At 72.6% G+C, this 24,182-nt stretch carries 22 protein-coding genes and 1 pseudogene; 13 read left to right on the top strand and 10 right to left on the bottom strand.

The features are described 5' to 3' along the window. Positions 1–46: 46 nt before the first annotated feature. From ACQP1V_RS40430 to ACQP1V_RS40420, 3 genes are read left to right on the top strand one after another with little or no spacing between them, the layout of a single operon-like run. On the top strand, positions 47–1,000 hold the full coding sequence (locus ACQP1V_RS40430) for a sulfotransferase (RefSeq protein WP_433416545.1): 954 nt from the start codon (positions 47–49) through the stop codon (positions 998–1,000). Next, a complete protein-coding gene (locus ACQP1V_RS40425) occupies positions 997–1,911 on the top strand; it encodes a glycosyltransferase family 2 protein (protein ID WP_433416542.1) in 915 nt (304 codons plus the stop codon). The genes ACQP1V_RS40430 and ACQP1V_RS40425 overlap by 4 nt, the downstream gene beginning before the upstream one ends. Then, positions 1,911–2,759, top strand: coding sequence for a WecB/TagA/CpsF family glycosyltransferase (locus ACQP1V_RS40420; protein WP_433416539.1), 849 nt, complete (start codon positions 1,911–1,913; stop codon positions 2,757–2,759). Before ACQP1V_RS40425 ends, ACQP1V_RS40420 begins: the two co-directional genes overlap by 1 nt. Here ACQP1V_RS40420 and ACQP1V_RS40415 read toward each other — a convergent pair. The 7 genes and pseudogenes from ACQP1V_RS40415 to ACQP1V_RS40385 all read right to left on the bottom strand — a co-directional run. Next, a complete protein-coding gene (locus ACQP1V_RS40415; RefSeq protein WP_433416536.1) occupies positions 2,707–3,630 on the bottom strand; it encodes a sulfotransferase in 924 nt (307 codons plus the stop codon). The genes ACQP1V_RS40420 and ACQP1V_RS40415 overlap by 53 nt on opposite strands. Next, positions 3,627–4,913, bottom strand: a complete 1,287-nt coding sequence (locus ACQP1V_RS40410) for a lipopolysaccharide biosynthesis protein (protein WP_433416533.1) — start codon at positions 4,911–4,913, stop codon at positions 3,627–3,629. The genes ACQP1V_RS40415 and ACQP1V_RS40410 overlap by 4 nt, the downstream gene beginning before the upstream one ends. Then, positions 4,910–5,791 carry a sulfotransferase domain-containing protein gene (locus ACQP1V_RS40405; protein WP_433416530.1) on the bottom strand — a complete coding sequence of 294 codons (882 nt, stop codon included), beginning with the start codon at positions 5,789–5,791 and terminating at the stop codon, positions 4,910–4,912. The genes ACQP1V_RS40410 and ACQP1V_RS40405 overlap by 4 nt, the downstream gene beginning before the upstream one ends. Then, on the bottom strand, positions 5,788–6,759 hold the full coding sequence (locus ACQP1V_RS40400; RefSeq protein WP_433416527.1) for a hypothetical protein: 972 nt from the start codon (positions 6,757–6,759) through the stop codon (positions 5,788–5,790). The genes ACQP1V_RS40405 and ACQP1V_RS40400 overlap by 4 nt, the downstream gene beginning before the upstream one ends. Then, positions 6,752–8,050: a hypothetical protein gene (locus ACQP1V_RS40395; RefSeq protein ID WP_433416524.1), complete on the bottom strand. Its 1,299-nt coding sequence runs from the start codon at positions 8,048–8,050 to the stop codon at positions 6,752–6,754. Before ACQP1V_RS40395 ends, ACQP1V_RS40400 begins: the two co-directional genes overlap by 8 nt. Then, positions 8,047–8,943, bottom strand: a complete 897-nt coding sequence (locus ACQP1V_RS40390; protein WP_433426152.1) for a hypothetical protein — start codon at positions 8,941–8,943, stop codon at positions 8,047–8,049. Before ACQP1V_RS40390 ends, ACQP1V_RS40395 begins: the two co-directional genes overlap by 4 nt. A 78-nt stretch (positions 8,944–9,021) precedes the next feature. Further along, positions 9,022–9,264: pseudogene (locus tag ACQP1V_RS40385) on the bottom strand (Wzz/FepE/Etk N-terminal domain-containing protein); the annotation flags it as partial. A 189-nt stretch (positions 9,265–9,453) separates the two neighbouring features. On the opposite strand from ACQP1V_RS40385, the gene ACQP1V_RS40380 reads away from it, so the two are divergent. Continuing rightward, positions 9,454–10,494 (top strand): glycoside hydrolase family 26 protein, encoded by a 1,041-nt coding sequence (locus ACQP1V_RS40380; RefSeq protein ID WP_433416521.1) that lies wholly within the window; start codon positions 9,454–9,456, stop codon positions 10,492–10,494. Here ACQP1V_RS40380 and ACQP1V_RS40375 read toward each other — a convergent pair. Both ACQP1V_RS40375 and cysC read right to left on the bottom strand, forming a co-directional pair. After that, the gene (locus ACQP1V_RS40375) at positions 10,466–11,368 is read right to left on the bottom strand and encodes a sulfite exporter TauE/SafE family protein (RefSeq protein ID WP_387409114.1); all 903 of its coding nucleotides are present in this window, start codon (positions 11,366–11,368) and stop codon (positions 10,466–10,468) included. The genes ACQP1V_RS40380 and ACQP1V_RS40375 overlap by 29 nt on opposite strands. A 36-nt stretch (positions 11,369–11,404) precedes the next feature. Further along, positions 11,405–12,631, bottom strand: a complete 1,227-nt coding sequence (cysC, locus tag ACQP1V_RS40370; RefSeq protein ID WP_433416518.1) for an adenylyl-sulfate kinase — start codon at positions 12,629–12,631, stop codon at positions 11,405–11,407. A 103-nt stretch (positions 12,632–12,734) separates the two neighbouring features. Between cysC and ACQP1V_RS40365 the strand changes: the two genes are divergently transcribed. Together ACQP1V_RS40365 and ACQP1V_RS40360 are read left to right on the top strand one after the other, a co-directional pair. Further along, a complete protein-coding gene (locus ACQP1V_RS40365) occupies positions 12,735–13,331 on the top strand; it encodes a SigE family RNA polymerase sigma factor (protein WP_433416515.1) in 597 nt (198 codons plus the stop codon). Continuing rightward, positions 13,328–14,548, top strand: a complete 1,221-nt coding sequence (locus tag ACQP1V_RS40360) for a hypothetical protein (RefSeq protein WP_433416513.1) — start codon at positions 13,328–13,330, stop codon at positions 14,546–14,548. The genes ACQP1V_RS40365 and ACQP1V_RS40360 overlap by 4 nt, the downstream gene beginning before the upstream one ends. Before the next feature lie 63 nt (positions 14,549–14,611). On the opposite strand, the gene ACQP1V_RS40355 is transcribed toward ACQP1V_RS40360, so the two are convergent. Next, entirely contained in the window at positions 14,612–15,358 is a 747-nt protein-coding gene (locus ACQP1V_RS40355; protein ID WP_387409118.1) for a class I SAM-dependent methyltransferase, read from the bottom strand. Positions 15,359–15,513: 155 nt separating this feature from the next. Here ACQP1V_RS40355 and mfd point away from each other — a divergent pair, with 155 nt between their 5' ends. From mfd to ACQP1V_RS40320, 7 genes are all read left to right on the top strand, one after another. Next, positions 15,514–18,999: a transcription-repair coupling factor gene (mfd, locus tag ACQP1V_RS40350; protein WP_433416509.1), complete on the top strand. Its 3,486-nt coding sequence runs from the start codon at positions 15,514–15,516 to the stop codon at positions 18,997–18,999. A gap of 76 nt (positions 19,000–19,075) precedes the next feature. Further along, on the top strand, positions 19,076–19,684 hold the full coding sequence (locus ACQP1V_RS40345) for a hypothetical protein (RefSeq protein ID WP_433416506.1): 609 nt from the start codon (positions 19,076–19,078) through the stop codon (positions 19,682–19,684). 18 nt (positions 19,685–19,702) lie between these two features. After that, on the top strand, positions 19,703–20,695 hold the full coding sequence (locus ACQP1V_RS40340; protein WP_433416503.1) for a MazG family protein: 993 nt from the start codon (positions 19,703–19,705) through the stop codon (positions 20,693–20,695). 52 nt (positions 20,696–20,747) lie between these two features. After that, complete coding sequence (eno, locus tag ACQP1V_RS40335; protein ID WP_433416501.1) at positions 20,748–22,028, top strand: phosphopyruvate hydratase; 1,281 nt, start codon at positions 20,748–20,750, stop codon at positions 22,026–22,028. 122 nt (positions 22,029–22,150) lie between these two features. Further along, positions 22,151–22,549 carry an FtsB family cell division protein gene (locus tag ACQP1V_RS40330; RefSeq protein ID WP_387409123.1) on the top strand — a complete coding sequence of 133 codons (399 nt, stop codon included), beginning with the start codon at positions 22,151–22,153 and terminating at the stop codon, positions 22,547–22,549. Between the two features lie 13 nt (positions 22,550–22,562). Continuing rightward, entirely contained in the window at positions 22,563–23,078 is a 516-nt protein-coding gene (locus ACQP1V_RS40325) for a DUF501 domain-containing protein (RefSeq protein ID WP_433416498.1), read from the top strand. After that, positions 23,075–24,046, top strand: a complete 972-nt coding sequence (locus tag ACQP1V_RS40320; RefSeq protein ID WP_433416495.1) for an exopolyphosphatase — start codon at positions 23,075–23,077, stop codon at positions 24,044–24,046. The genes ACQP1V_RS40325 and ACQP1V_RS40320 overlap by 4 nt, the downstream gene beginning before the upstream one ends. Positions 24,047–24,182: the final 136 nt, after the last annotated feature.

The raw sequence follows: 24,182 nt of genomic DNA, 5'->3' as shown, positions 1-24,182 counted from the left end.
GCGCTAGGGTCGTCACGTTCCGTGTCCACGTAGTGGAGGGGGGATCGTGACAGACGCGCAGCCGTTGATCTTCGTGGGAGGGCTCGGCCGCAGCGGCACCACGTTGCTGGAGCGGCTGTTGGGCGAGCTCCCCGGGGCCGTGCCGCTCGGGGAGCTCGTCCATCTCTGGGCGCGTGGCGTCCACGCCGACGAGCCGTGCGGGTGCGGCGAGCCCTTCTCCCGCTGTCCCTTCTGGGGCAAGGTGGGTGATCTGGCGTTCGGGCACTGGAGTGCGGGTGAGGCCGACCGCGTGCTCCGGCTGCGGGCCCGGGTGGACCGCACCCGCCGGGTCCCGTCGCTGGCTCTCCGTGGCTTCCCGGCCTCCGGGAGCGGTCGCCGGGCGGCCGAGCTGCGCGCGTACGTGTCGGCCTACACGGCGGTCTACGCCGCGGCCGCCGAGGTGGCCGACGGCCGTTGGATGATCGACTCCAGCAAGCATGCCTCCTTGGCGTACTGCCTGGCCGCGGCGCGGGAGACACGGCCGCGGCTGCGGGTCGTCCACGTCGTACGCGATCCGCGCGCGGTGGCGGCGTCGTGGCGCAGTGACGTGACGAGGCCGGAGGACGGCCGCCCGATGACCCGGTGGGCGCCGGGGCGCACGGCCGTCCACTGGCTCGCGCAGAATCTCGCCTTCGAGCTGCTGCGCCGCCGGGGCGTGCCGGTCGTCCGGGTCCGGTACGAGGACCTGCTGCGGCGCCCGGCCGAGACGCTGCGCGACCTGACCGCGGAGCTCCGGGTGCCGTCCGGCGCGCTACCGTTCCTCGGGGACGGCGAGGCGCTGCTCGGCGTCGCGCACACCGTGTCCGGCAACCCGATGCGGTTCGCGGTGGGGCGGGTGCCGTTCAGCGAGCGCAGGGTCACGCTGCCGCTCGGTCGCCGGCTGCTGGTCACCGCGCTCACCTGGCCACTCCTGCTGCGCTACGGCTATCGCGTGGCGTCGCGGGCGGAGGCCGGGGCGTGAAGCCGTCCGTCGGCGTCGTGATCCCGACGCGCGGCGAGCGGCCCGAACTGCTCGCGGCCGCGGTGGCGGGCGTGCTCGACCAGGAGTACGACCGGCGGGTCCGGGTGGTCGTGGTGGTCGACGGCGGCGGCGTGCTGGGCCCGGCGGAGCAGATCGCCGACGTGGTGGCGGCGACCCGGGGGAGCGTCCGGGTGGTCGCTAACCGGCGCGCTCCCGGTTTGCCCGGCGCCCGCAACACCGGGATCGACGAGTTGGACACCGATCTGGTGGCGTTCTGCGACGACGACGACCGGTGGCTGCCCGGCAAGCTCGCGGCCCAGGTGACGGCGCTGGAGGGCGAGCCGGAGGCCGACTTCGCGAGCTGCGCGATCGAGGTCGCGTACGGCTCCCGCCTGGTTCCCCGGCAGGCGGGCGCCGAACGGGTCACCCGGGCCGATCTGGCCAGGTCGCGGATGGTGATGGTGCACTCCTCGACGTTCCTCTTCCGCGCGTCGGCGGGTTATCGGGCCGACGAGGGCGCTCCCGGCGGGCAGAACGAGGACTGGGATCTGGCGTTGCGGGCGGCGGCCCGGCATCCGATCGTGCACGTCGACCGGCCGCTGGTCCGGGTGCGCTGGGGCGGGTCCGGATATGTCGCCAGATGGGCGGATCGGATCGCCGGGCTGGAGTGGATGCTCGCCCGGCACGCCGACCTGGAGACGGACCCGCGCGGTGCGGCCCGCATCTACGGCCAGATGGCGTTCCACCACGCCGCGCTCGGCCGCCGCAGGGCCGCCGGCCGGTGGGCCTGGAAGGCGTTCTCGGCCCATCGCCGCGAGCCGCGCGCCGCCGTGGCGCTCGCGGTGGCCACCGGTCTCGTGCCCGCGCGGGCCGTGCTCGGCCTGCTGCACACGCGCGGCCGGGGCATCTGATGCGGACGAGGCTGGAACGGCCGGGCCGGGTCACGCCGCCGTCCCGGCAGCGCGTACGCGTCGCCGCGGTGGAGCTGGATCCGCTCGCCGAGCACGAGGTCGTGGCGCGGGTGTTCGCGGAGCTGCGCCACGGCAGGGGCGGCCACGTGCTCACTCCCAACGTGGACATCTGCCGGCTGGCCGCGCGCGACCCGGAGCTGCGCGCCCTGGTCGGGCGGGCGGACCTCGCCGTCGCGGACGGCATGCCGCTGGTGTGGGCGTCCCGGTTGCTCGGCACGCCGCTTCCGGAGCGGGTGACCGGCGCCGACCTGATTTGGGCGCTGTCCGAGGCGGCGGCCCGGCACGGCGTCCCCGTCTACCTGCTGGGCGGCCCGCCCGGCGCGGCCGAGGGGGCGGCGGTGGCGCTGCGGGCGCGCTGCCCGCGCCTCGTCGTCGCCGGGACCCAGGCCCCGCCGTACGGGTTCGAGTCGGCCCCGGGAGGTGTGGCCGCGATCCGGGACGCCCTGCGCGCCGCGGCGCCCGGGCTGGTCTTCGTCGGGCTGGGCTTCCCCAAGCAGGACCGGCTGATCGAGGTGCTGCGCGCCGATCTGCCCGGCGCGTGGTTCGTCGGCTGCGGGTCCGCCGTCGCCTTCGCGGCCGGTGCCGTACGACGTGCGCCGGAGTGGATGCGCGGCGCGGGTCTGGAGTGGCTGTTCCGGCTGCTGTCCGAGCCGGGCCGGTTGGCGCGCCGCTACCTCGTGCACGACGTGCCGTTCGCGCTGCGGCTGCTCGCCGGGTGCGCGCTCCGGCGCGCGGTCAGACGGGCGCCGACGTCAGCTCCCGGATCCGGGACACCTCGTCGGGGGTGAGCCGCTCGCGGTAGCTCGACAGGACCGCCCGCGAGTCCATGGGGCGGAACGCCGTCCTGGACAGGCCGTTCCAGGCGAACCCGGACGCGGGGGTCGCGGCGGGAGCCGTACAGGCGGCGCCGATTCGGTGGGCCGCGCGCGGCGTCCAGGGGAGACCGCACCAGGCGTAGAGGTCGCGGAAGCCCTCCAGCGGCGCGGAGGCGAGCGCCTCGTAACCGACGATCCGGATGCCGGGGTCGGCGGCGGCGAGGTCGGCCGTGACCCGGCGGGCCACCCGCCACAGGGCCGCCGCCTTGGCGATGCGGTCCTGCGAGCCGACGAGCGGGCGCAGCTCCTCGACGCAGGGGTGGTCGCGGACGAGCAGCGGCTGTTCGAGCAGCTCGTGGAAGTAGACCGTCCAGCCGAGCCGCTGCCAGCTCCCGACGAACGCCACCGGATCCCGGACCATGATGACCACCCGGCAGCCGAGCCGCCGGGAGAACCAGGCGGCGGAGAAGAGCGCGAACGGGTCGTCCAGGAGGGCGCGCCGCCGCAGCAGCCGGCCGAGCCGGAAGGCCGTGCCGTACTTGGCCATGCGGGCGAGGTCGCGTGGGCGGCGGTTGCGCCGGAGCTCGGCGAGGTGGCCGTAGCGCAGCGCGACGGTGCGCGAGAACGCCGTCAGCCAGGGCTCCTCGTCGTCGGGGCAGATGTACTGGAAGCGATGCGTCACGGAGGCGTTCAGCACGCCGGGGCAGCGTCCGGGCGGGTGCTCCGGGTTGAGCGGCTCGTTGACGTAGACGAGGCGGTCGCTCGCCGCGAGCATCTTCCCGGCCCAGCTCGTGCCGCTGCGCGGCAGCCCGGTCACCAGCAGCGGAGGGCCGTCCCCGCTCACGCGGCCATCCTCAGACTGAAGGCGGCGAGACTGTGCCGCCCGAAAGGACGCAGCCCGTAGCGGAGCGAGATCTGGGCGAGCGGCAGCAGGTTCTTCACCAGAACGCCGCCGGACCAGCCCAGGACGGCTCCCAGGGCGCCGTGCCCGGGAACGAGGAGCACGTCGAGGACGACGGTCGCGGCGACCGCGCAGGCGGTGTTGACCAGGCTCGCCGTGGTGTGCCCCGAGGCGATCAGCATCACGTCGACCATGCCGCACGCGCTGGCGATCATCATGGTGGCGGAGAGGACGAGCGCCACGGAGGTTCCCCGGGCGTATGACGCGCCGAAGATCCGCAGCAGCCACGGTGCGAGGGCCGCGTAGCCCAGCCAGACCGGCCAGGTGACCATGACGAGCCACATTGTCGCCGTCTGGTAGAGCTGTCTGGCCCGGGCCAGGTCCCCGTGGGCGAGGGCCCGGACCAGCCCCGGCTGTACGGCCTGGGCGAGCCCCTGTCCGGCGAGCTGGCCGACCACCTTGAACCGGGTGGCCGCGGTGTAGACGGCGGCGGGCGCGGGGCCGGCGAGCGCGGCGACGATCACGATGTCGAGCCGCTGGAACACCGCCTGGAGCGCGGCCGCCGCGGAACGGGGCGCGGTGTACCGCCAGAAGTGGTCCCACCGGACGGTGGAGGTGCGGCCCCTGAGCCAGCGGGCGGCGACCGCGCCGACCGGAAGGGCGGGCAGCGCCCACGCGGCGGTCAGCACGGGGACGGGCGCCCCGGCGAGCAGCCCGCCGGAGAGCAGCGCGACCTGGCCGAGCGGCTGGGCGACCCCGGTCAGGAACAGGGTGGGCCGCATGGAGCCGAGCCCGCGCGTGGCCGCGATCAGGACGTCGGCGACGGCGACCGCGGGCAGCGTCGCCGCGAGCACCGGCCACACGCCCGCCGGGACGCCGGTGAGCGGGGCGAGCGCGCCGCCGAAGACGGCGACGGCCGCGGCGGCGAGGAGCGAGAGCACCGCGACGGGGGCGAGCGCGACCAGCAGCACCGGCCGGCCGCCCGGCGCCGGATCGCGGGACGCCCCGGCCAGGACGTAGACGAGCCCGTTGCCGGTGTCCAGGCGGATGATCCCGGCCAGCATCAGGCACAGCGCCGTGGCGGCGAAGAACGCCCCGGCGTGCGCGGGCGAGAGGGACCGGGTCACCACCAGGACGACCAGGAACTGCGCCGCCGCGCCCGTGGCGGCGCACAGCAGCCCGGCCGCGCTCTTGCGGGCGAGCGGCAGATCCCGCCGCCGGGTCACCGGAGATCCGCCTCCCGGACGCCCGAGTGCCAGGACGGCTCGGCGCCCAGCCAGGGGGTGAGCAGGGCGTCCCAGGGGGCGAAGTGCTCGGACAGGCGGCGCCGTACGGACTCGGGCATGTCGGCGGCGCGCGGCCGGGCGTTGTGCCGTTCGAAGACGGGGTCGCCGATCCGGGGGAGGCCGAGGAAGTCGACGGCCCGGTCGTAGACGGGGCGGGGGTCGCGGAAGAACCTCCCGCTGTCCAGGACGAGCACCTGGTCGCGTCCGACGAGCAGTTCGAGGCGGGCGAGCTGCTCGGCGTACCGGCCGCGTGTGACGTAGGCGTGGTGCCGGTGGCTGTGGCTGGCCGAGTTGGGCGAGGCGCGCAGGCGGTGGGCCTCACCGGCGAGGCGCTCCTCCTCCAGCTCCAGGGCGCGCTCGAAGGACGGCTCGGTCTCGAAGCCCCTGGCCAGCTCATGGGCGTAGGCGGAGTAGGCGCGCTCCACCGGGTCTCTGACCAGCACGATCAGCTTGGCCCCCGGCAGGTCCCAGGCGATCCGCGCGGGGGCGAGCGGGTGGAACAGGTAGTACGGCGAGGACTCGAACGCCTGGGCCTGGTGGCCGTGCCGGCGCTCCAGCCGCCGGGCGGCCGCCTTGCGGGGAAAGTGCGCCTGGTACCAGCTCAGGCCCTTCTCGTACGCCATGTCGAAGTAGTGGACGCCCTTGTGCAGCACGGGCTTGAGGATCAGCGGATGCCGGGAGAGCGCGCGGTACAGCGAGGTGGTGCCGCACCGCTGCGCGCCGATGATCAGGAACGAGGGCAGCATCCTGCCTCCCACGGTGAGTCTGCCCGTGGTCAAGGAGACGGCGTGCGCCGAGCGCTTGAGGGTGGACTTCACAGCAGGGGCTCCAGGTAGTCGACGAGTGGGTTGAGCCAGGTCGATGCCGGGCCGAGCGGTTCGTGGCCGTCTCGGTCGTGCCGGTCGGCGAGGGTGATCAGGTAGTGCGCCGCGGTGCGCCGGGCCTCCGCCGCCGAGAGCCCGAACGGCGCGAGGAGGGGGACGGCCCGGGCCAGGCAGGCGCGGGTGGCGCTCACCGGCCCCATCCGCCGCAGGGCCCGGTGCAGGAAGTGGTGGAGCGCGTCGAAGCCGAGGGGCACGCCGGTGCCGAACCGTTCCCAGTCCCAGACGAGGAGCCGTCCGTCGGTGGCCGGGGAGACGTTCCAGGGGGCGAAGTCGCCGTGCCAGGCGTGGCCGTCCGGGTGGCCGCCCGGAGGGGGCGGCGCGCCCCCGGGCGGGGCGTCGCCGCCGAGTGAGGCGATCTCGGCGACGGCCGCGTCGAGCAGGGCGGGCGGTGCCGCCGCCGACGTGACCGGCAGTGGCGAGAGGACCAGCACGTCCATGCCGTGCCAGACGCCGTGGTGCAGCACGACCGGCACCGCGATGGTCTTCAACGGGCGGTCGGCGAGCATGCGCAGGGTGGCGCTCTCGTGCCGGATCAGCGCGCGGGCCCGCTCGGAGTCGCCGATCTTGACGAAGCCGAGCGGCTCGCGTGTCGTCCTGTCCGTCGCGGCGTGGGCGGAGAGGATCGGCTTCCGGTTGGCCCGGCGGGCGGGCCGTACCCGCAGCTCGGCGCGGATCGGGTGGCCGAACACCTCGCCCAGGTACGTCTCGATCGTGTCGGGGCCGTCGGGCACCGGCACCCGCCCGCCGCGCCCGAGGACGGCGTGCCAGCGCGTACGCGGGACGAGCCGCCGGGGGACCAGCCGGTGCGGCAGGACCGTCCGCTCGGTCGTGGTCGCGGACGGTGGGTAGAGCAGGCCGATGACCTCGTGGAGGTAGCGCAGCCGGGTCTCGGCGTCACTCATGCGCCCACCTCGCGTGCCGCGGCGCCTGCCACTGGGCCGCGTTGCGCCACAGCAGCGCGAACGAGATCAGGTAGAGACTCAGCGCGCTGACCAGGCCGTCGTAGACGAACATGTAGAAGAGCACGAGGAACATGACGAGCGTGCCCGCCTGCCCGATCGGAGACTTGTCGCTCCAGTAGCGCCGGATGGCGCCGAGGAAGAACGCGACGTACAGCGCCGCGCCGGTCAGGCCTTGCGTGATGAGCGTGAGCCAGAGCTGGCCGTCGCTGCCGAGCGGCGGGTGGCCGCAGGTCGGGCACCACGCGGTCTTGCCCGTGGTGATCGTGGAGTAGTTGCCGTACGCGTTGCGGGTGTTGCCGTAGCCGATCACGGGGGAGGTGGCGGCGGCGCGGACGGTGGACGCCATGGTGAAGGCGCGGATGTCGTTGCTGTGCGGGTTGTCCAGCCGCTGCCCCACGATCGCGCCGAGCGGGGACAGCAGCAGCGCCCCGCCGGCCAGGGCGGCGGCCACGCCGACGACGAGGGGCCGCCAGCGGAAGGCGAGGTAGGCGGCCGACAGCGCGAGCCCGATCCACAGGCCGCGGTTCAGCGAGTAGACGATGGGGATCGCGGCCAGCGGCAGCAGCACGGCGACGGCCACCCGCCGCCATCGCCCGCCGTACGTCCACCAGCCGACCACGAACCAGACGAGCAGCACCGAGATGTTGCTGCCCCAGGCGTTGGCCCACTCGAACGGCGCCTCGGGCCGGGGGGAGGCGTGCCCCAGCACGTGCTGCACCTGGCCGGCGGTCGGATGGATCAGGTTCTTGACGAAGGAGTTCCCGCCGATCCAGTCGGGCAGCAGCAGCTCGACGGGGGCGGTGAACTGGAAGCCGGGGGCGAACACCCCGAGCAGCCCGCCGGCCACGGTGGTGATGAAGAGCACGCCGAGCAGCCGGACCAGGGTGAGCTGGGGCAGCTCGTCGAGGGTGAGGTTGCCCAGATAGAGCACTGTGATGGCGAGCGCGACGTAGATGGCCAGGCGCATCAGGTAGCCGAGGATCCGGCCGGTGGACAGGTCGCCGTAGGTGCCGGGCGGGTTCGCGGCCAGGGTGACCGCGCTGATCGCGTATCCGGCCAGCAGGAGGAACCACAGGCCCATGCCCATCGGCACCTTGATCGGGCGTCTGCGCCACAGCACCACGGCCATCGGCACCGCGACCACGACGATCGACAGCCCGCCCAGGCCGAGCGCCCACCAGATCGGATAGCCGACGAGCAGGGCGGCGATCGGCCACACCGCCGGTTTCATGCGTTCTGCCTCATGGAGCGCGACGTCATGGGCAGGGTGGGCGGCACGGTGACCGCCCCGAGCACGGTCGTGCCCTGCCTGGCCAGCCGCCGTACGGTCTGGGCGACCTCGGTCGAGGTCGTCCGGCGCAGACCGAGGAGCAGGACGGCCGCGTCGGGCCGGTCGGCGGGGTCGGTGACCACGGCGACCGGCGCCAGGTGGGAGAGCGCGGCGCCGAGGCGTTCGGCGACCGGCGCCCCGGCGACCGTGCCGAGTTCGGCGACCAGCAGGCGGTGGTAGCCCTCGCCGAGAGAGGAGACCACGCCGGCCGCGAGCGAGCGGAAGGCCCCGGGGTCGGCGCGCAGCGGGATGTCGGCGAGCAGCGGGAGTGTGGTGAGGCGCTCGACGTCGGCGGGGGCGCGCAGCCGGGTGTCGAGGCGGTCGCGGGCGAACGCGGCGCCCGTCCCGGCGAGCAGGCCGAGGAAGAGGCCGCTGCCGAGGTACAACGGGGCGCTCGGGGCGCTGGGGGACGACGGGGGAAGGGCCTCGCTGATCACCGATCCCGGGGTGATCGCGATGGTCTTGAGCGCGTCGTACTTGAGGCTGAGGCTGTAGACCTGCTTGCCGAGCACGGATTGCTGGTGCTCGGCGACCACGCGCGCCGCGGTGCCGTGGGGGAGCGTGGCGACGCTCTCCGCGGCCTTGCCGAGTTCGTCGTCCACCTGGTGCAGCTGGGTGGTCAGCGCCTTCATCTGGACGGCCAGGGTGCGCGTGGCCGACAGCGTGCGGTTCTGGAGGTAGGCCTCGGCGAATGCCTGGGCGCCGGCGGCGGCCGAGACGGGGTCGCCGGCGGTGAACCAGATGGAGAGGATCGCGGAATTGGGCGGCACGTCCACGACGACCTGCTTCCGCAATTCCTCCGAATCCGTCTTTTTCAAAATTTCAGCGGCTTTGGCGGCAACTGTCGCAGAATGGGCGATTTGCGCCTCGGTATCAAGGTTGAGTGGTTCGCGCTGCCGCGAGCTCACCTGGTTGACCTGATCCTGAACGCCGGTCGGGAAGACCTGTACCTGGGCGATCGCCGCGTATTGCTTGGGTGTCACGACCAGCAGCCCGACGGCGCCCGCGACGCCCGTGAACAGGCATGACGCGACGAGTAGCCGACGGCGGCGGAGAACCGAACCGTAGTCGGCGAGATCCCTGGTGTGCGGCGGTGGAAAAGAAGATCTCACCATGTCCCCGAACTATAGGCGGGGTTGTGCTTTTCCCCATCGGATATTGAAAGATTTTCTTCCGCCGAATTGCAGCGCAATGGTGATCATTAATGCGAAATGTCCGATGGTGCGATATCACAAAGTTCCCCTCGGTCTTCCCTCGAGTAATGGCAAGGTGGCCCCCAAGGCCGTTCCAGTGAAGGGGGAAAGGTGCGGCGAACAGCGCTGATCGGACTTGCGGTACTGCTGGCGGGATGCTCGCCCGCGCCGGGCGCCCCTGTGGCGGGCGCGCGGACCGGCCCCGACAACAGGATCGGCACCCGCGAGGCGATGTCCTGCACGGTCACCGCGAAGCTCATCCCGACCTGTGGCGCGTGGTGGGGCATCGCGCCCGAGATCTTCACCGGGCGGCGGGTGGACGAGGCCACCCTGCGCGCCGAGCGGCGGATGGGGCGCCGCGCCGACATCGTGCACGTCTACCACCGGGACGGCGAGCTGTTCCCCACGCCGGCCGAGCGGGAGCTCGCCAAAGGGCGGCGGCTGCTCCTGATCAACTGGAAGCCGTCCATGACCGCGAGCTGGGCCGAGGTCGCGAGCGGCGCGGTCGACCACCGCATCGACGTCCTCGCGGCGTACATCAAGCGGACCTTCCCCGGCCGGTTCTTCCTCACCATTCACCATGAACCGGAGAACGACGTGCGGCTGGACGGCGGCTACTCCGCCGAGGACTACGTGGCGATGTACCGCCACGTCGTCACCCGGCTGCGCGGCAGGGGGGTGACCAACGCGGTCACCGTGATGACGTACATGGGCGCGCCCAACTGGGCCACCAAACCGTGGTTCGACAAGCTCTACCCGGGCGACGACGTGGTGGACTGGATCGGGCTCGACCCGTACGCCGACGGGCGGGTCCACGATTTCGCCAGCCTGGTCAACAAGACCCGGCCCGACCACCCCCAGTGGCCGGGGTTCTACCGCTGGATCCAGTCACGTTTCCCCGGCAAGCCGATCATGCTCTCCGAGTGGGGGGCCTTCGAGCGGCCGGCCATGCCGGAGTTCAAGCCGCAGTTCTTCTCCTCGGTCGCGCGGCAGATCAACGACTTCCCGCAGATCAAGGCGCTGGTCTACTTCGACTCGCCGGCAGCGCCGCGCGGCGACACGCGCTTCGACGCCACCTCCGCGGCCGACCGGGCCTTCTCCAGCCTGGCCGGTGGCCCGTACTTCAGCGGGACGCAGGTTCCCACGCGCTGACCGGCCGGTCCCGTACGGCCCGCGCCTTGGCTGCCCGCCAGACGAGGGCGGCGGCGACGCCGAAACAGGCGACGACGACCAGCAGGGGGACGTTGCCCACACCGAGGAGCTTGAGCGACGAGGCGAGCAGCACGACGGCCAGCGCCAGCCGGATCACCTGGTCCGGCGCCCACGCCGAGATCCGGGACCCGAGGTAGACACCGGGGATCGACCCGAGCAGCAGCGACGCGGTGAGATCGAGCTTGAAGTCGCCGAAGAGGATGTGGCCCGTGGCCGCGGAGGCGACGAGGGGGACCGCCTGGACGAGGTCCGTCCCGACGAGCTGGTTGGCGCGCAGGGCCGGATAGACCATCACCAGCGCGACGACGATGAGCGAGCCGGATCCGACCGAGGTCACCCCCACGATCAGGCCGCCGATCATACCGATCAGTACAGTCGGTATTGGGCGCACGACGACATCGTGCGCGGAGCGCGCGCCCACCCCCTGGCGCAGGCCCAGGAACGACTTCGCCAGCAGGCCGGTGAGCGCGAGCAGCAGGGCCACACCCAGCGCGTACTTGACGGACTGCTGCATCTGCTCGCCCTCGCCGAACAACCGGGCGGCGAACACGCCCGCGAACGCCATGGGCACCGATCCCAGGCAGAGCCAGCCCACCATGCGCAGGTTCACCGTGCCGTTGCGCAGGTGGACCAGGCCGCCCACGGGCTTCATGACCGCCGAGGCGACGAGGTCGCTGGAGACCGCCGCGAGCGGCGGCACGTTGAAGAAGAGCATCATCATCGGCGTCATCAGGGCGCCGCCGCCCATGCCGGTCAGGCCGACGATGATCGCTACCAGGAACGAGCCCGCCACCAGCGCTGGATCGATCTCCATGCGTCCCTCACCGCTCCTCGTTCCCGTCGTGAACGATCACCGCACCCAGCCTCCGGACGTCAGCAGGTTCAGCACGGCCGATATCGCGCGCTCCACCGGCATGCCGGTGGTGTTCAGGGTCAGATCGGCGTCGTCCGGCTCCTCGTACGGGTCGGAGACGCCGGTGAACTCGGGGATCAGCCCGGCCCGGGCCTTGGCGTACAGGCCCTTGCGGTCGCGGCGCTCGCACTCCTCCAGCGGCGTGGAGACGTGGACGAGCAGGAAGTCGGCGCCCACCTCCTCGGCCATCGCGCGCACCTCGTCCCGGGTGGCCGCGTACGGCGCGATGGGGGCGCAGACGGCGATGCCGCCGTGCCGGGCCACCTCGGCGGCGACGAAGCCGATCCGCCGGATGTTGTGGTCGCGGTCCTCGCGCGAGAACGTCAGCCCGGCGGACAGGAGCCGGCGGACGACGTCGCCGTCCAGGTAGGTGACGGTGCGGCCGCCCCGCTCCAGCAGGGCGTCGCGCAGCCCCCGGGCGATGGTCGACTTGCCGGAACCGGACAGGCCGGTGAAGAACACCACGAGGCCGCGGCGGTGCGGCGGGCCCGGGATGACGACCGGCGCGGGACCCGCGTAGTGCTCGGTCGCGCCGTAGTTCCGCGCCACGTGCTCGCGCAGCTCCAGGTCGATCTCGGCGTCCTCGCGCGGCGCGAGCGGCACCGCGACCACGGTCGAGCCGGGCAGCGCCGCGGACGCCTTGAGCGCCGCGCGGACCACGGCCGGGCCGCCCTCGCCGAACACGAGCGGGAGCAGCAGCACGGCGGCGTCCAGCTCCTGGGCGGTGGCGGTGATGTCGTCGATCGTGGCGGCGTCGAGCGGGCCCCGCATGGTGACCGCGAGGACCTCGCCGTCCGGCAGCTCCTTGCGGACGTCCTCGGGCGTACGGCGGAGCCGGGCGAACGGCCCGTACGCGGGGGCGTCGAGCGCCTCGACCGGCCCGGCGGCGTGGTGGCCGTCCCGCTCGCGCACCGTCATGACGGCGACGGCCGCGCCCTCGGGGTCCCGGAGCGTGACCCGCTCGCCCGCCGGGATGTCGTCGGGGAGGGCGATGGTGATCGGGTCGGGCCACGGGGTGCCGTCGGCGAGCCGCCCGCGCGTGATGACCTCGGCCACATCGGCGGCCGGGAGGAAGCCGTCCAGCGGCGCGTACGCCCCCGAGAGCAGCAGTTCCAGGTCGGCGAGCTCACGCGCGTCGGGGGTCCACTCCGTCATAGCTTCCATTTCCGATCGAATTAGTCGGATACCTACCTTAACCCGCGATCGGGGCATAGCGCAGCCCCTGGCGCGGCGTCCAAGAAGGTGACATTAACCGTTGGAGGTGGTCGTGGACGCCGCAGATGAGCGACGTTTCCGCGAGTTCGTGTCGGAGTCGTCCCCGGCGCTCATGAGACTGGGCTTTCTCCTGACCGGAGGCGATCAGCACTCCGCGGAGGATCTGGTGCAGACCGCCCTGGTCAAGGCGCTCGCCAAGTGGAGCCGCATCGACGATCCCGAGGCGTACGTCCGGCAGATCATGTACCGGCAGCGGATCAGTTGGTGGCGGGCAGACCGGAGACGGCGGGAGACGATCGTCGCCGAGCCGCCGGACAGGCCGGGAGCCGACGACATCCATCCGGCGGAGCTGCGGATCGCCCTGCGCCACGCGCTCGCCCGGCTCACACGCCGGCAGCGGGCGGTCCTGGTCCTGCGCTATCTGGAGGACCTGCCCGAGGCCGAGGTGGCGCGGATCCTGGGGTGCTCGGTCGGCACCGTGCGCAGCACCGCGCACCGCTCGCTCGCCCGCCTGCGCCGTGTCGCGCCGGAGCTCGCCGATCTGGGTGTCCTCGCGGAGCCGTCCGGCGGCTCCGGCCGTGCGCCCTCGGGCCGACCGCTGCCCGGCGCCGATTTTTCCGGCGTTTCCAGCAACGAGGTGAGGTCATGACGACCAGAGAGCTCAGGAAGACCCTGGAGGAGTGGGCCCGCGAGGCGCGCGTCCCCGCGGACCTGGCCGACCGGGCGCTGCGCGCGGGCGGGCGCCGCCGACGGTCCGCGTTCTTGGCACTGCCCGCCGCCGCCACGTGCGCCGTCGTCCTGGCGGTCGCGCTGGCGGTCACGCGCGCGGGTTCGGCGCCGTCGCCGGTGGCCGTACAGCCACGGGACGAGGTGATCCGGCTGGCGCCGGCGCACGAGCCGCCGGACAAGGTCACCGCCGGAAGATCGAGCGTCGGCAGTGTGCTCACGGACACCCGTGACTCCCCGCCACGGAAGATGATCGCCGCCGGGCGGTGGGCGGTCTCGGCGTACTGGACCAGCGAGTGGCGGAAGTCGGGTCCGGACCTGCGGGTGCGCGAGCGGACGTGGTACCTGCTCGATCCGGTGACCGCCACCTATGACGAGACGGAGTGGGGATTCCTCGACGTCTCACCCGGACTGCGCTACGCGGCGGTGCTGGAGAAGGGCCTCCCCGTAAGGAGGATCGGCGTCTTCGACATGGAGACGCGCGAGGTCCGGGCCTGGATCCCGATGGACAGGCCCGTCGGCGGAGTCGCCTGGTCGCCCGACGGTAAGAGCCTTGTGGCCACCGCCTACACGCGGCACCCGGACGAGGAGGCCGTCCCGGATGGCGCCGGTCAGCGTGTGATCGAGAGCTCCAGGACCGGCTTCTATGTGATCGACGTGGCCACCGCCACCGCCGGGGAGTTCCACCCGATGGCCCTCGACTTCGTCGACAACTCGAACCCGCGCCGCGACTTCGGGTGGAGCGACGACGGCATGCTGATCTACGAATGGGACCTCTCCCCGCGGCACAAGGTCTTCTACGACCTCAACGGGACCCCGCACGCCGCCCCGTCCGACTACGTGGTGACGGAGTCCAAGGCCGGGGTCTCGCCCGACGGCACGCTGCTGGCCGGAAGGGACGGGCTGCCGACCAAGGTGACCGAACGCGCGACGGGCAAAGTCGTCGGACGCCAGCGGGTGCTGCAACTGCTGGCGTGGGCCGACGACGACCATCTCATCGCTCTCGGCTGCGCGGGCAGGTGCGGGAACGAGTTCGCCAACGGGCTGGTGCTGGTGACCGTCGACGGCAAGGAGACCGTGTCGCTCAGCGCCAACCCGGCGCGGACCAGATCGTGGGAGCCCCTGTTCACCCTCAGGTGAGCCCGCCCCGGTGAGCCGCGCCGGTGAGCGCGTTCCGGGCGGAGCGGGCCGCGACGGGATCGGTCAGATCAGGCGGGCGAAGTGGTTCTGCGGCTTGCGCACGACCAGGGTGACCTCGTCGTGGCCCGCCGGCAGGCGACCGCCGGAGAATCGATCCACCATCCGGCAGACCGTCTCGACCAGGCTCGCGTGCGGGCCGCGGCGCGCCGCCCCGCTCGTCCTCGCGTAGTCCTCTGTGATCATCAGGCCCCGCATCAGGCAGTACGCCTGGATCCCCTCGCGCGAGCTGACCGGCTCGTAAACGGCGGGCAGCGGGCCGACGGTCTCGGCGGGGACGAAGCCCTTCCACAGCATCCGGCGCAGCCATCCCGGCGCCATTCGGTCGCAGAAGCCGTACGCGGAGCTGCGGTCCCGCAGCCGGATCAGCATCAGGCCGCCGGGGCGCAGCCCCGCGGCCATGCGGTCCAGCACGAGTTCGGCGTTGCGGACGCGTTCGAGCAGGAAGTCCACGAAGATCACGTCGTAGGAGCGCGCGGCGATCGGCACGTGCCGCAGGTCGCCCAGCGTCCAGACGTCCAGGTCCTTGCGTGCGCTGGCGTGGGCCCGCAGCATCGGGAGCTCCTCGTCGATGCCGGTGACGCGCGAGCCGAACCGCTCCATGTCGCCGTCACCGAAGATCGACGTGCTGGCGCGGCCGCAGCCGCCGACGAGGATGTCGAGCCGGCGACCGAGCTGCTCGGTCCACTGCTCGCGGATCTTCTTGCTGAAAACGTCGTCGTGGTCGGCCGAAGGCGGACGAACATCGGTCATGTCACCGATAGTAATCAATCCTGTTCAGAGCGTCGTGCATCCGGGGCGCGGCCAGCGGTTTGTCCGGGCGCGTCGGTGGGCGGGCGTAGCCTTGAGCACGTGCCCCCCGGTTCGCATCGACCGGGGGTTCGACCCGTGTCATCGTGGGGCTCTTCATGTCACTTTCCGGCTTGCTCGACCTGGTCACCGCAGAACCGACCCTCGTGGCGGCGCTCGACCAGTCCGACCACGGCGCCGATCTGATCGCGCCCGCCGCGCTGCGGCCGTTCGCCGTCGCGGCGCTCGCGCGCGCCCGGCCGGTGCTCGCCGTGACGGCCACCGCGCGTGAGGCCGAGGACCTGGCCGCCGGGCTGACGAGCCTGCTCGATGAGACCTCGGTGGCCGTGTTCCCCGCCTGGGAGACACTGCCGCATGAGCGGCTCTCGCCGCGCAGCGACACCGTCGGCCAGCGCCTCGCCGTACTGCGCCGTCTGGCCCACCCGGTGCCGGGCGACCCGACGGCGGGGCCGTTGCGCGTCGTCGTGGCGCCGGTGCGGTCGCTGCTGCAGCCGATCGTGTCCGGCCTCGGCGACCTCGCGCCCGTACGGCTGCGCTCCGGCGACGAGGCCGAGCTGGACGACGTCGTGACCCAGCTGGTGGAGAACGGCTACCACCGCGTGGACATGGTCGAGAAGCGCGGCGAGGTGGCCGTGCGCGGCGGCCTCCTCGACGTCTTCCCGCCCACCGAGGAGCACCCGCTCCGGCTCGAGTTCTGGGGCGACACGATCGAGGAGATCCGCTGGTTCCGGGTGGCCGACCAGCGTTCCCTGGAGGCGGCGCAGGACGGCCTGTTCGCCCCGCCGTGCCGCGAGCTGCTCCTCACCCCCGACGTACGCGCCCGCGCCCGCGCGCTGGCCGACGAGCACCCGGCGCTGAAGGACGTCCTCGACCAGCTCGCCGAGGGGACGCCGGTCGAGGGCATGGAGGCGCTCGCCCCGGTGCTCGCCGGCGGCATGAACCTCCTGATCGACCACATGCCGGTCAGGTCGGCGGTGTTCGTCTGCGACCCCGAGCGCATCCGGGGCCGGGCCGTCGAGCTGGTCCACACCAGCCAGGAGTTCCTGGAGGCGTCCTGGGTCACCGCCGCGGCGGGCGGCGAGGCGCCGATCGACCTCGCGGCCGCGGCGTTCCGGACGCTGGAGGAGATCCACGAGCACGCCCGGGAGCTGGGGCAGCCGTGGTGGAGCATCGCCCCCTTCGGCGAGGGCGCGGTGGTCGGCGCACAGGACGTCGAGGCGTACCGCGGCGACACCCAGCGCGCGCTGGGCGACATCAAGGGCTGGCTGGGCGGCGGCAAGGCCGTGGTGCTCCTCAGCGAGGGACACGGCCCGGCCGAGCGCATGGTCGAGCTGCTCAAGGGCGTGGACGTCCCGGCCCGCCTGGTGCCCTCCCTGGACGCCCCGCCCGTCCGCGACCTCGTCCAGGTCACGACCGGCCGTGTCGAGCACGGTTTCGTGACCGACGAGGTGGCCGTGCTGACCCACCTCGACCTGGTCGGCCAGAAGGCGTCGACCAAGGACATGCGGCGGCTGCCGTCGCGCCGCCGCAACATGGTGGACCCGCTCCAGCTCAAGGTCGGCGACCACGTCGTGCACGAGCAGCACGGCGTGGGCCGCTACATCGAGATGGTCCAGCGGACCATCCAGGGCGCCACCCGCGAATACCTCGTGATCGAGTACGCCAAGGGCGACCGCCTCTACGTTCCGACCGACCAGCTCGACGAGGTCACGCGGTACGTCGGCGGCGAGGCGCCCACGCTCAACCGCATGGGCGGCGCCGACTGGGCCAAGGCCAAGACCAAGGCAAGGAAGGCCGTCAAGGAGATCGCGGGCGAGCTGATCCGCCTCTACTCGGCCCGCATGGCCTCGCCCGGCCACGCCTTCGCCCCCGACAGTCCCTGGCAGCGTGAGATGGAGGACGCCTTCCCGTACGCGGAGACCGGCGACCAGCTTGAGGCGATCGACGAGGTCAAGCGCGACATGGAGCGCGCGGTCCCGATGGACCGGCTGATCTGCGGCGACGTCGGCTACGGCAAGACCGAGATCGCGGTGCGCGCGGCGTTCAAGGCGGTGCAGGACGGCAAGCAGGTGGCGGTGCTGGTCCCGACGACGCTGCTCGTCCAGCAGCACCTGTCCACCTTCGGCGAGCGTTTCGCCAGCTTCCCCGTCACCGTGCGGCCGGTCTCCCGGTTCCAGACCGACGCGGAGGTCAAGGAGGCCCTCGAAGGGCTCAGGGCCGGCGGGGTCGACGTCGTGATCGGCACCCACCGGCTGCTCTCGCCCGAGGTCAGGTTCAAGGACCTCGGCCTGATCATCGTGGACGAGGAGCAGCGGTTCGGCGTCGAGCACAAGGAGGCCATGAAGCACATGCGCACCCAGGTCGACGTGCTCGCCATGTCGGCGACGCCGATCCCGCGCACCCTGGAGATGGGCCTCACCGGCATCCGCGAGATGTCCACGATCCTCACCCCGCCCGAGGAGCGGCACCCGATCCTGACCTTCGTCGGGCCGTACGACGAGAAGCAGATCGCGGCGGCGATCCGGCGCGAGCTGATGCGCGACGGGCAGACGTTCTTCGTCCACAACCGGGTGCGCAGCATCGACAAGGTCGCCGCGCGGCTGCGCGAGCTGGTCCCGGAGGCGCGCATCGCGGTCGCGCACGGCCAGATGAACGAGCAGCAGCTCGAAAAGATCATGGTGGACTTCTGGGAGCGGAGCTTCGACGTCCTCGTCTCCACCACGATCGTCGAGTCTGGGCTGGACGTGCCCAACGCCAACACGCTGATCGTGGACCGGGCCGACAACTACGGCCTGTCGCAGCTCCACCAGCTCCGCGGGCGCGTCGGCCGGGGTCGCGAGCGCGGGTACGCGTACTTCCTCTACCCGCCGGAGGCGCCGCTGACCGAGACCGCCCACGAGCGGCTGGCCACGATCGCCCAGCACACCGAGATGGGCGCCGGCATGTACGTCGCGATGAAGGACCTGGAGATCCGCGGCGCGGGCAACATCCTCGGCGCCGAGCAGTCGGGCTTCATCGCGGGCGTCGGCTTCGACCTGTATGTGCGGATGATGTCCGAGGCCGTGCAGGAGCAGCGGGCCAAGCTCTCCGGCGAGGCCCAGGTGGAGGAGCGTCCCGACGTCAAGGTCGAGCTGCCGATCAACGCGCACGTGCCGCACGCGTACGTGACGTCCGAGCGGCTGCGCCTGGAGGCGTACAAGCGGATCGCCGCGATCGGCTCGGAGGACGACATCGCCGCCGTGCGCGACGAGCTCACCGACCGGTACGGCCGGCCGCCGCAGGAGGTCGACAACCTGCTGGAGGTGGCGCGCTTCCGCATCCGGGCGCGCAAGGCCGGGCTCACCGACGTGACCCTGCAGGGCCAGCAGATCAGGTTCGCCCCGGTGGTGCTGAGGGACTCCCAGCAGGTGCGGCTCCAGCGCCTCTATCCGAAGTCGATCATCAAGCAGGCGACGGAGACCCTGCTGGTGCCGGTGCCCAAGACCAAGCCCATCGGAGGGCAGCCGCTCCGTGACCTGGACCTGCTCAAATGGTGCGGGGACCTGGTCGAGGCCATGTTCCTCGAGCCCCTGCGGGTACAGTGACCCGCGGATCTGTGAAAATCGGCACAATTCCCTGGCCCGCTCGCCGGGAGGATCCCAACCTCAGGAGGATCGGAACGTGAAGTCGTATCGTGTGCGGATCACCGTCGCCGCGGGCCTGGCGGTCGCGGGTCTCGCCCTGAGCGCCTGCGGGCCCGTTCAGGCCGGCGCCGCGGCCATCGTCGGCAAGGAGCGCATCTCGTCCAGCGACCTGGACGCGAAGGTCCGCGAGTTCCGGGAGGACCTCGCCGCCCACAAGCTGTCGGAGGATCAGCTCCAGCTCGGGATGTCGGCCCCGCAGGTGATCCTTTACTACACGGCCAACGCGCGGCAGTACGCCGAGCTGGCCCAGCGCAAGAACATCTCTGTCCCCGAGAGCGAGATCGACGGCTACATCGCCGCGCGCGGCGGCCAGGCCAAGGTGGACGAGATGCTGCTGTCCGGCGGCATCCCGCGCTCCATGGGCCGCGACACCATCCGGACGGTGCTCACCCAGCAGAAGCTGATGACCCAGGTGGCCGCCGGCAACGACGAGCAGAGCATGCAGGCCGCGCTGGTCAAGGTCACCCAGGAGGCCGCCGCGGCCGTCCCGGTCACCTTCAGCCCGCGGTACGGCAAGTTCGACCTCCAGCAGGGATTCGTCCCCGACGACCGCCTCGGCGCCGTCGAGGCCGCCCCCGCCCAGTAGGCCGGTGCTCTCCACGGCATGGCACTGATCATCCTGACGACGTCGCCCCGGGTCGCCCCGGGGCTGCTGACCGGGCAGGCGTGGGCCGCGCTCGGCCGGCATCCGGTGCGCACCGGCACGGCCGACCACCCCTACCTGCCCTTCCTCGCCGAGGCGGGCATCCCGGTGGAGACGGTGACCCCCGACCCCGCCGCCCTCGCCCGTGACGCCCGTACGGACACGATCGTCTGGCTGGCCGCGCAGGACGGCGAGGAGGACTTCATGCGGGCCCTCGGGCACGCGGCGCTCGCCCTCGACGACCCGCCGGTGATCGAGGTGCTCCCCGGCTCGTACGACCTGCCGGGGGCGCGGCTGCTCGACCTCGTCCGGGTGATGGACCGGCTGCGCCGCGAGTGCCCGTGGGATCGCGAGCAGACGCACGAGTCGTTGGTGCCGTACCTCGTCGAGGAGTCGTACGAGGTCCTGGAGACGATCGAGGAGGGCGACCGGGCGGCGCTGCGCGAGGAGCTGGGCGACCTGCTGCTCCAGGTGATGTTCCACTCCCGCGTCGCCCAGGAGCGGCTTCCGGACGACGACGGCTTCGACATCGACGACGTCGCGGCCGGCATCGTCGAGAAGCTGGTTCGCCGGCACCCGCACGTCTTCGCGGACACGCGCGTGTCCGGCGCGGAGGACGTGAGCGACAACTGGGAGGTCATCAAGGCCGCCGAACGCGCGGCGAAGGGGACGCGGGAGTCGGTGGTGGCCGGTGTGCCGATGGGGCAGCCCGCGCTCTCGCTCGCCGCGCAGCTTCTGCGCCGCGCCGAGCGGGCCGGAGCCCCGGCCGATCTGGCCGAGGGGCTGCCGTCCGAGCTGGGCGCACGGCTGTTCGATCTTGTCCGGCTCGCCGCGGAGGGCGGCCTGGACCCGGAGGCGGAGTTGCGCGCGGCGGCAAGGGCGTACCGGTCCAGGGTGGAGCAGTGGGAAGCCGACCGGCGGGACGATCGGGGCGGTCGCCGTACCGAGCAGTAAGGGCCGATAGGCTCGTGAGGCAAACTGCCCGCGACATTGCTAGGAGCGATCCGTGGCTGCCATCGAGGCCGTTACCGCCCGCGAGATCCTGGACTCCCGTGGCAACCCCACGGTCGAGGTCGAGGTCCTGCTCGACGATCACAGCACCGGCCGCGCCGCGGTCCCGAGCGGCGCCTCGACGGGCCAGTTCGAGGCCGTCGAGCTGCGTGACGGCGACAAGGGGCGCTACCTCGGCAAGGGCGTCGAGAAGGCCGTCCTCGGCGTTACCGACGAGATCGCCGACGAGATCATCGGCTTCGACGCCGAGGAGCAGCGGCTGATCGACCAGACGATGATCGACCTGGACGGCACGCCCAACAAGGCCCGCCTCGGCGCCAACGCCCTCCTCGGCGTCTCGCTGGCCGTCGCGAAGGCCGCGGCCGACAGCGCCGGCCTGCCGCTCTTCCGCTACGTCGGCGGCCCCAACGCGCACGTCCTGCCCGTGCCGATGATGAACATCCTGAACGGCGGCGCGCACGCCGACACGAACGTGGACATCCAGGAGTTCATGATCGCGCCGATCGGCGCCGAGACGTTCTCCGACGCCGTGCGCATGGGCACCGAGACGTACCACGCGCTCAAGAGCGTGCTGAAGGAGAAGGGGTACGCCACCGGCCTGGGCGACGAGGGCGGCTTCGCGCCGAACCTCCCGTCGAACCGTGACGCGCTCGACCTGATCCTCGTGGCGATCGAGAAGGCCGGGTACACCCCGGGCCAGGACATCGCCCTCGCGCTCGACGTGGCCGCCTCGGAGTTCTACTCCGAGGGCGTCTACACCATCGACGGCAAGGGCCTGTCGGCCGCCGAGCTGATCTCCTTCTACGAGGACCTGGTCCGCTCGTACCCGCTGGTCTCGATCGAAGACCCGCTGGACGAGGAGGACTGGGACGGCTGGCGGGCCATCACCGCCGCCCTCGGCGCCAAGGTCCAGCTCGTCGGCGACGACCTGTTCGTCACCAACCCCGAGCGGCTCGGGCGCGGCATCCGCGAGGGCGCGGCGAACGCCCTGCTGGTCAAGGTCAACCAGATCGGCACGCTGTCGGAGACGCTGGACGCGGTCGACCTGGCCCACCGCAGCGGCTACCGCTGCATGATGAGCCACCGTTCCGGCGAGACCGAGGACACCACGATCGCCGACCTGGCGGTGGCGACCAACTGCGGCCAGATCAAGACCGGCGCCCCGGCCCGTTCCGACCGCGTCGCCAAGTACAACCAGCTCCTGCGCATCGAGGAGCTGCTCGACGACGCCGCCCGTTACGCGGGCCGGGCCGCGTTCCCCCGGTTCCAGGGCTAAGGTCGTTTCTGGACGAACGCCGCCGGCCGTACGCGTTTTGGCGCGGGGCGGGCGGCGTTCGGCGCGATGAGCCCGGATCGGGACGGTGCCCCGCTGCCGGGGCGTTCGGGAGGTGGCCGGAGTTGGCGAAGCGACCGCAGTTGACGGGACGCGCGGCGATCCTCGCGGTCGTCGTGTGCGCGATCGCGATGAGCCTCGCCTACCCCTTCCGGGAGTACATCGCGCAGCGCCGGCAGATCGCCGAGCTGGAACAGGAGCAGGCGCGGGCGCTGCAGCACCTGCGCAATCTGGAGGACCAGCGCCGCAAGCTGGAGGATCCGGAGTACATCAAGCAGCTCGCCAAGAGGCGGCTGCACTACTGCGAGCCCGACGCCAAGTGCTACGTCCTGCTCGACGGCAAGAAGGGCACGGTACCGGCGAAGGCCGAGCGCAAGCAGGCCAGCGTCGCCCCGTGGTACGAGACGATCTGGAAGTCCGTCCAGGCGGCGGACACCGCCGACGGCCAGCGGGCCGCTTCCTGAAGGAGTGTCGAGGGTGGTTGATCCGGCCGATCTGGCGGCCGTCGAGGCGCAGCTCGGGCGCCCGCCGCGCGGTGTACGTGCGGTGGCGCACCGGTGTCCCTGCGGCCTGCCCGACGTGGTGGAGTCCGCGCCCCGGCTGCCCGACGGCTCGCCGTTCCCGACGCTGTTCTACCTGACCTGCCCCAAGGCGGCGTCCGCGATCGGCACGCTGGAGTCGTCGGGGCTGATGCGCCGCATGCAGGCCAGGCTGGCCGAAGACCCGGATCTGGCCGCCGCCTACCGGGCCGCGCACGAGGACTACGTCGCGCGCCGGGACAAGGCGGCCGAGGAGGAGGGCATGGAGCCGCTCCCGCGCGACATGCAGAGCTCCGGGGGCATGCCGGAGCGGGTCAAGTGCCTGCACGCCCTCGTCGGCCACGAGCTGGCCGTCCCGGGGATCAACCCGTTCGGGCGGGAGGCGCTCGACGCGCTCCCCGACTGGTGGGCGGACGGGCCCTGCGTGAGTCCGTGCGTCGAGGAGCCGTCATGACCCGGGTCGCCGCGATCGACTGCGGCACGAACTCGGTGCGCCTGCTCATCGCCGACCTGCCCACCGGCCCCTCGGGCGGCGCCGCGCTCGGCGAGCCGGTCGACGTCGAGCGCCGGATGGAGATCGTACGGCTGGGCCAGGGGGTGGACCGCACGGGGAAGCTCGCGCCCGAAGCCCTGGAGCGGACCTTCGCCGCGATGCGCGGCTACGCGAAGCTGATCGTGGAGCACGGCGGGGGCGCGGCCGGCGTCCGTCCCGCCGACGTGATGCCGGTCCGGGTCGTGGCCACCAGCGCCACGCGGGACGCGTCCAACCGCGAGGACTTCGCGGCGGGGGTGCGTGAGATCTTCGGGGTCGATCCCGAGGTGGTGACCGGTGCCGAGGAGGCCCGCCTGTCGTTCACCGGCGCCACGCGCGGCCTGGCCGCGCTGGGGCCCGAGGCGCCCTTCCTCGTCGTGGACATCGGCGGCGGCTCGACCGAGTTCGTCGTCGGGGCGGACGCGGTGGACGGCGCCCTCTCGGTCGACATCGGCTGCGTCCGGCTGACCGAGCGCCACATCCGGCAGGACCCGCCGGAGGCGCCGGCCGTACAGGCCATGATCGGCGACATCGAGGCGGCAATGGACCGGGTCGAGGAGGCCGTGCCGGTCCGCGAGGCGCGCAGCCTGGTCGGCCTGGCCGGATCGGTCACCACGGTCGCGGGCATCGCCCTCGACCTGCCGGAGTACGATCCGGCGGCGATCCACCAGTCGCGGATCCCGGCGGAGCGGGTTCACGAGGTGAGCGCCCGGCTGCTCGCCTCCACGCACGAGGAGCGCGCCGCGATCCCGGTGATGCATCCGGGCCGGGTCGACGTCATCGGCGCGGGCGCGCTCATCCTGGACCGCATCGTGCGCAGGTACGGCTTCTCCGAGGTCGTGGTGAGCGAGCACGACATCCTCGACGGCATCGCCTGGTCGCTCGTCTGACCCGCCTACCGGCAGGTCGTGGCCTTCCTGCCGGAGCTCCGTCCGGCGTGGTGGGCGATCCGCGGTTACGCGCTGGCCCTGGCGCACGCCGCTGGTCCTGGCCAACGCGGGGGCGGCGTGGGCCGTGCTCGGCGGC

This window comes from Microtetraspora malaysiensis (genome assembly GCF_050947145.1).
Lineage (GTDB): Bacteria > Actinomycetota > Actinomycetes > Streptosporangiales > Streptosporangiaceae > Microtetraspora_A > Microtetraspora_A malaysiensis.
Note: the sequence above shows the minus strand (reverse complement) of the source record. Positions and strands in the feature narration are given on the sequence as shown.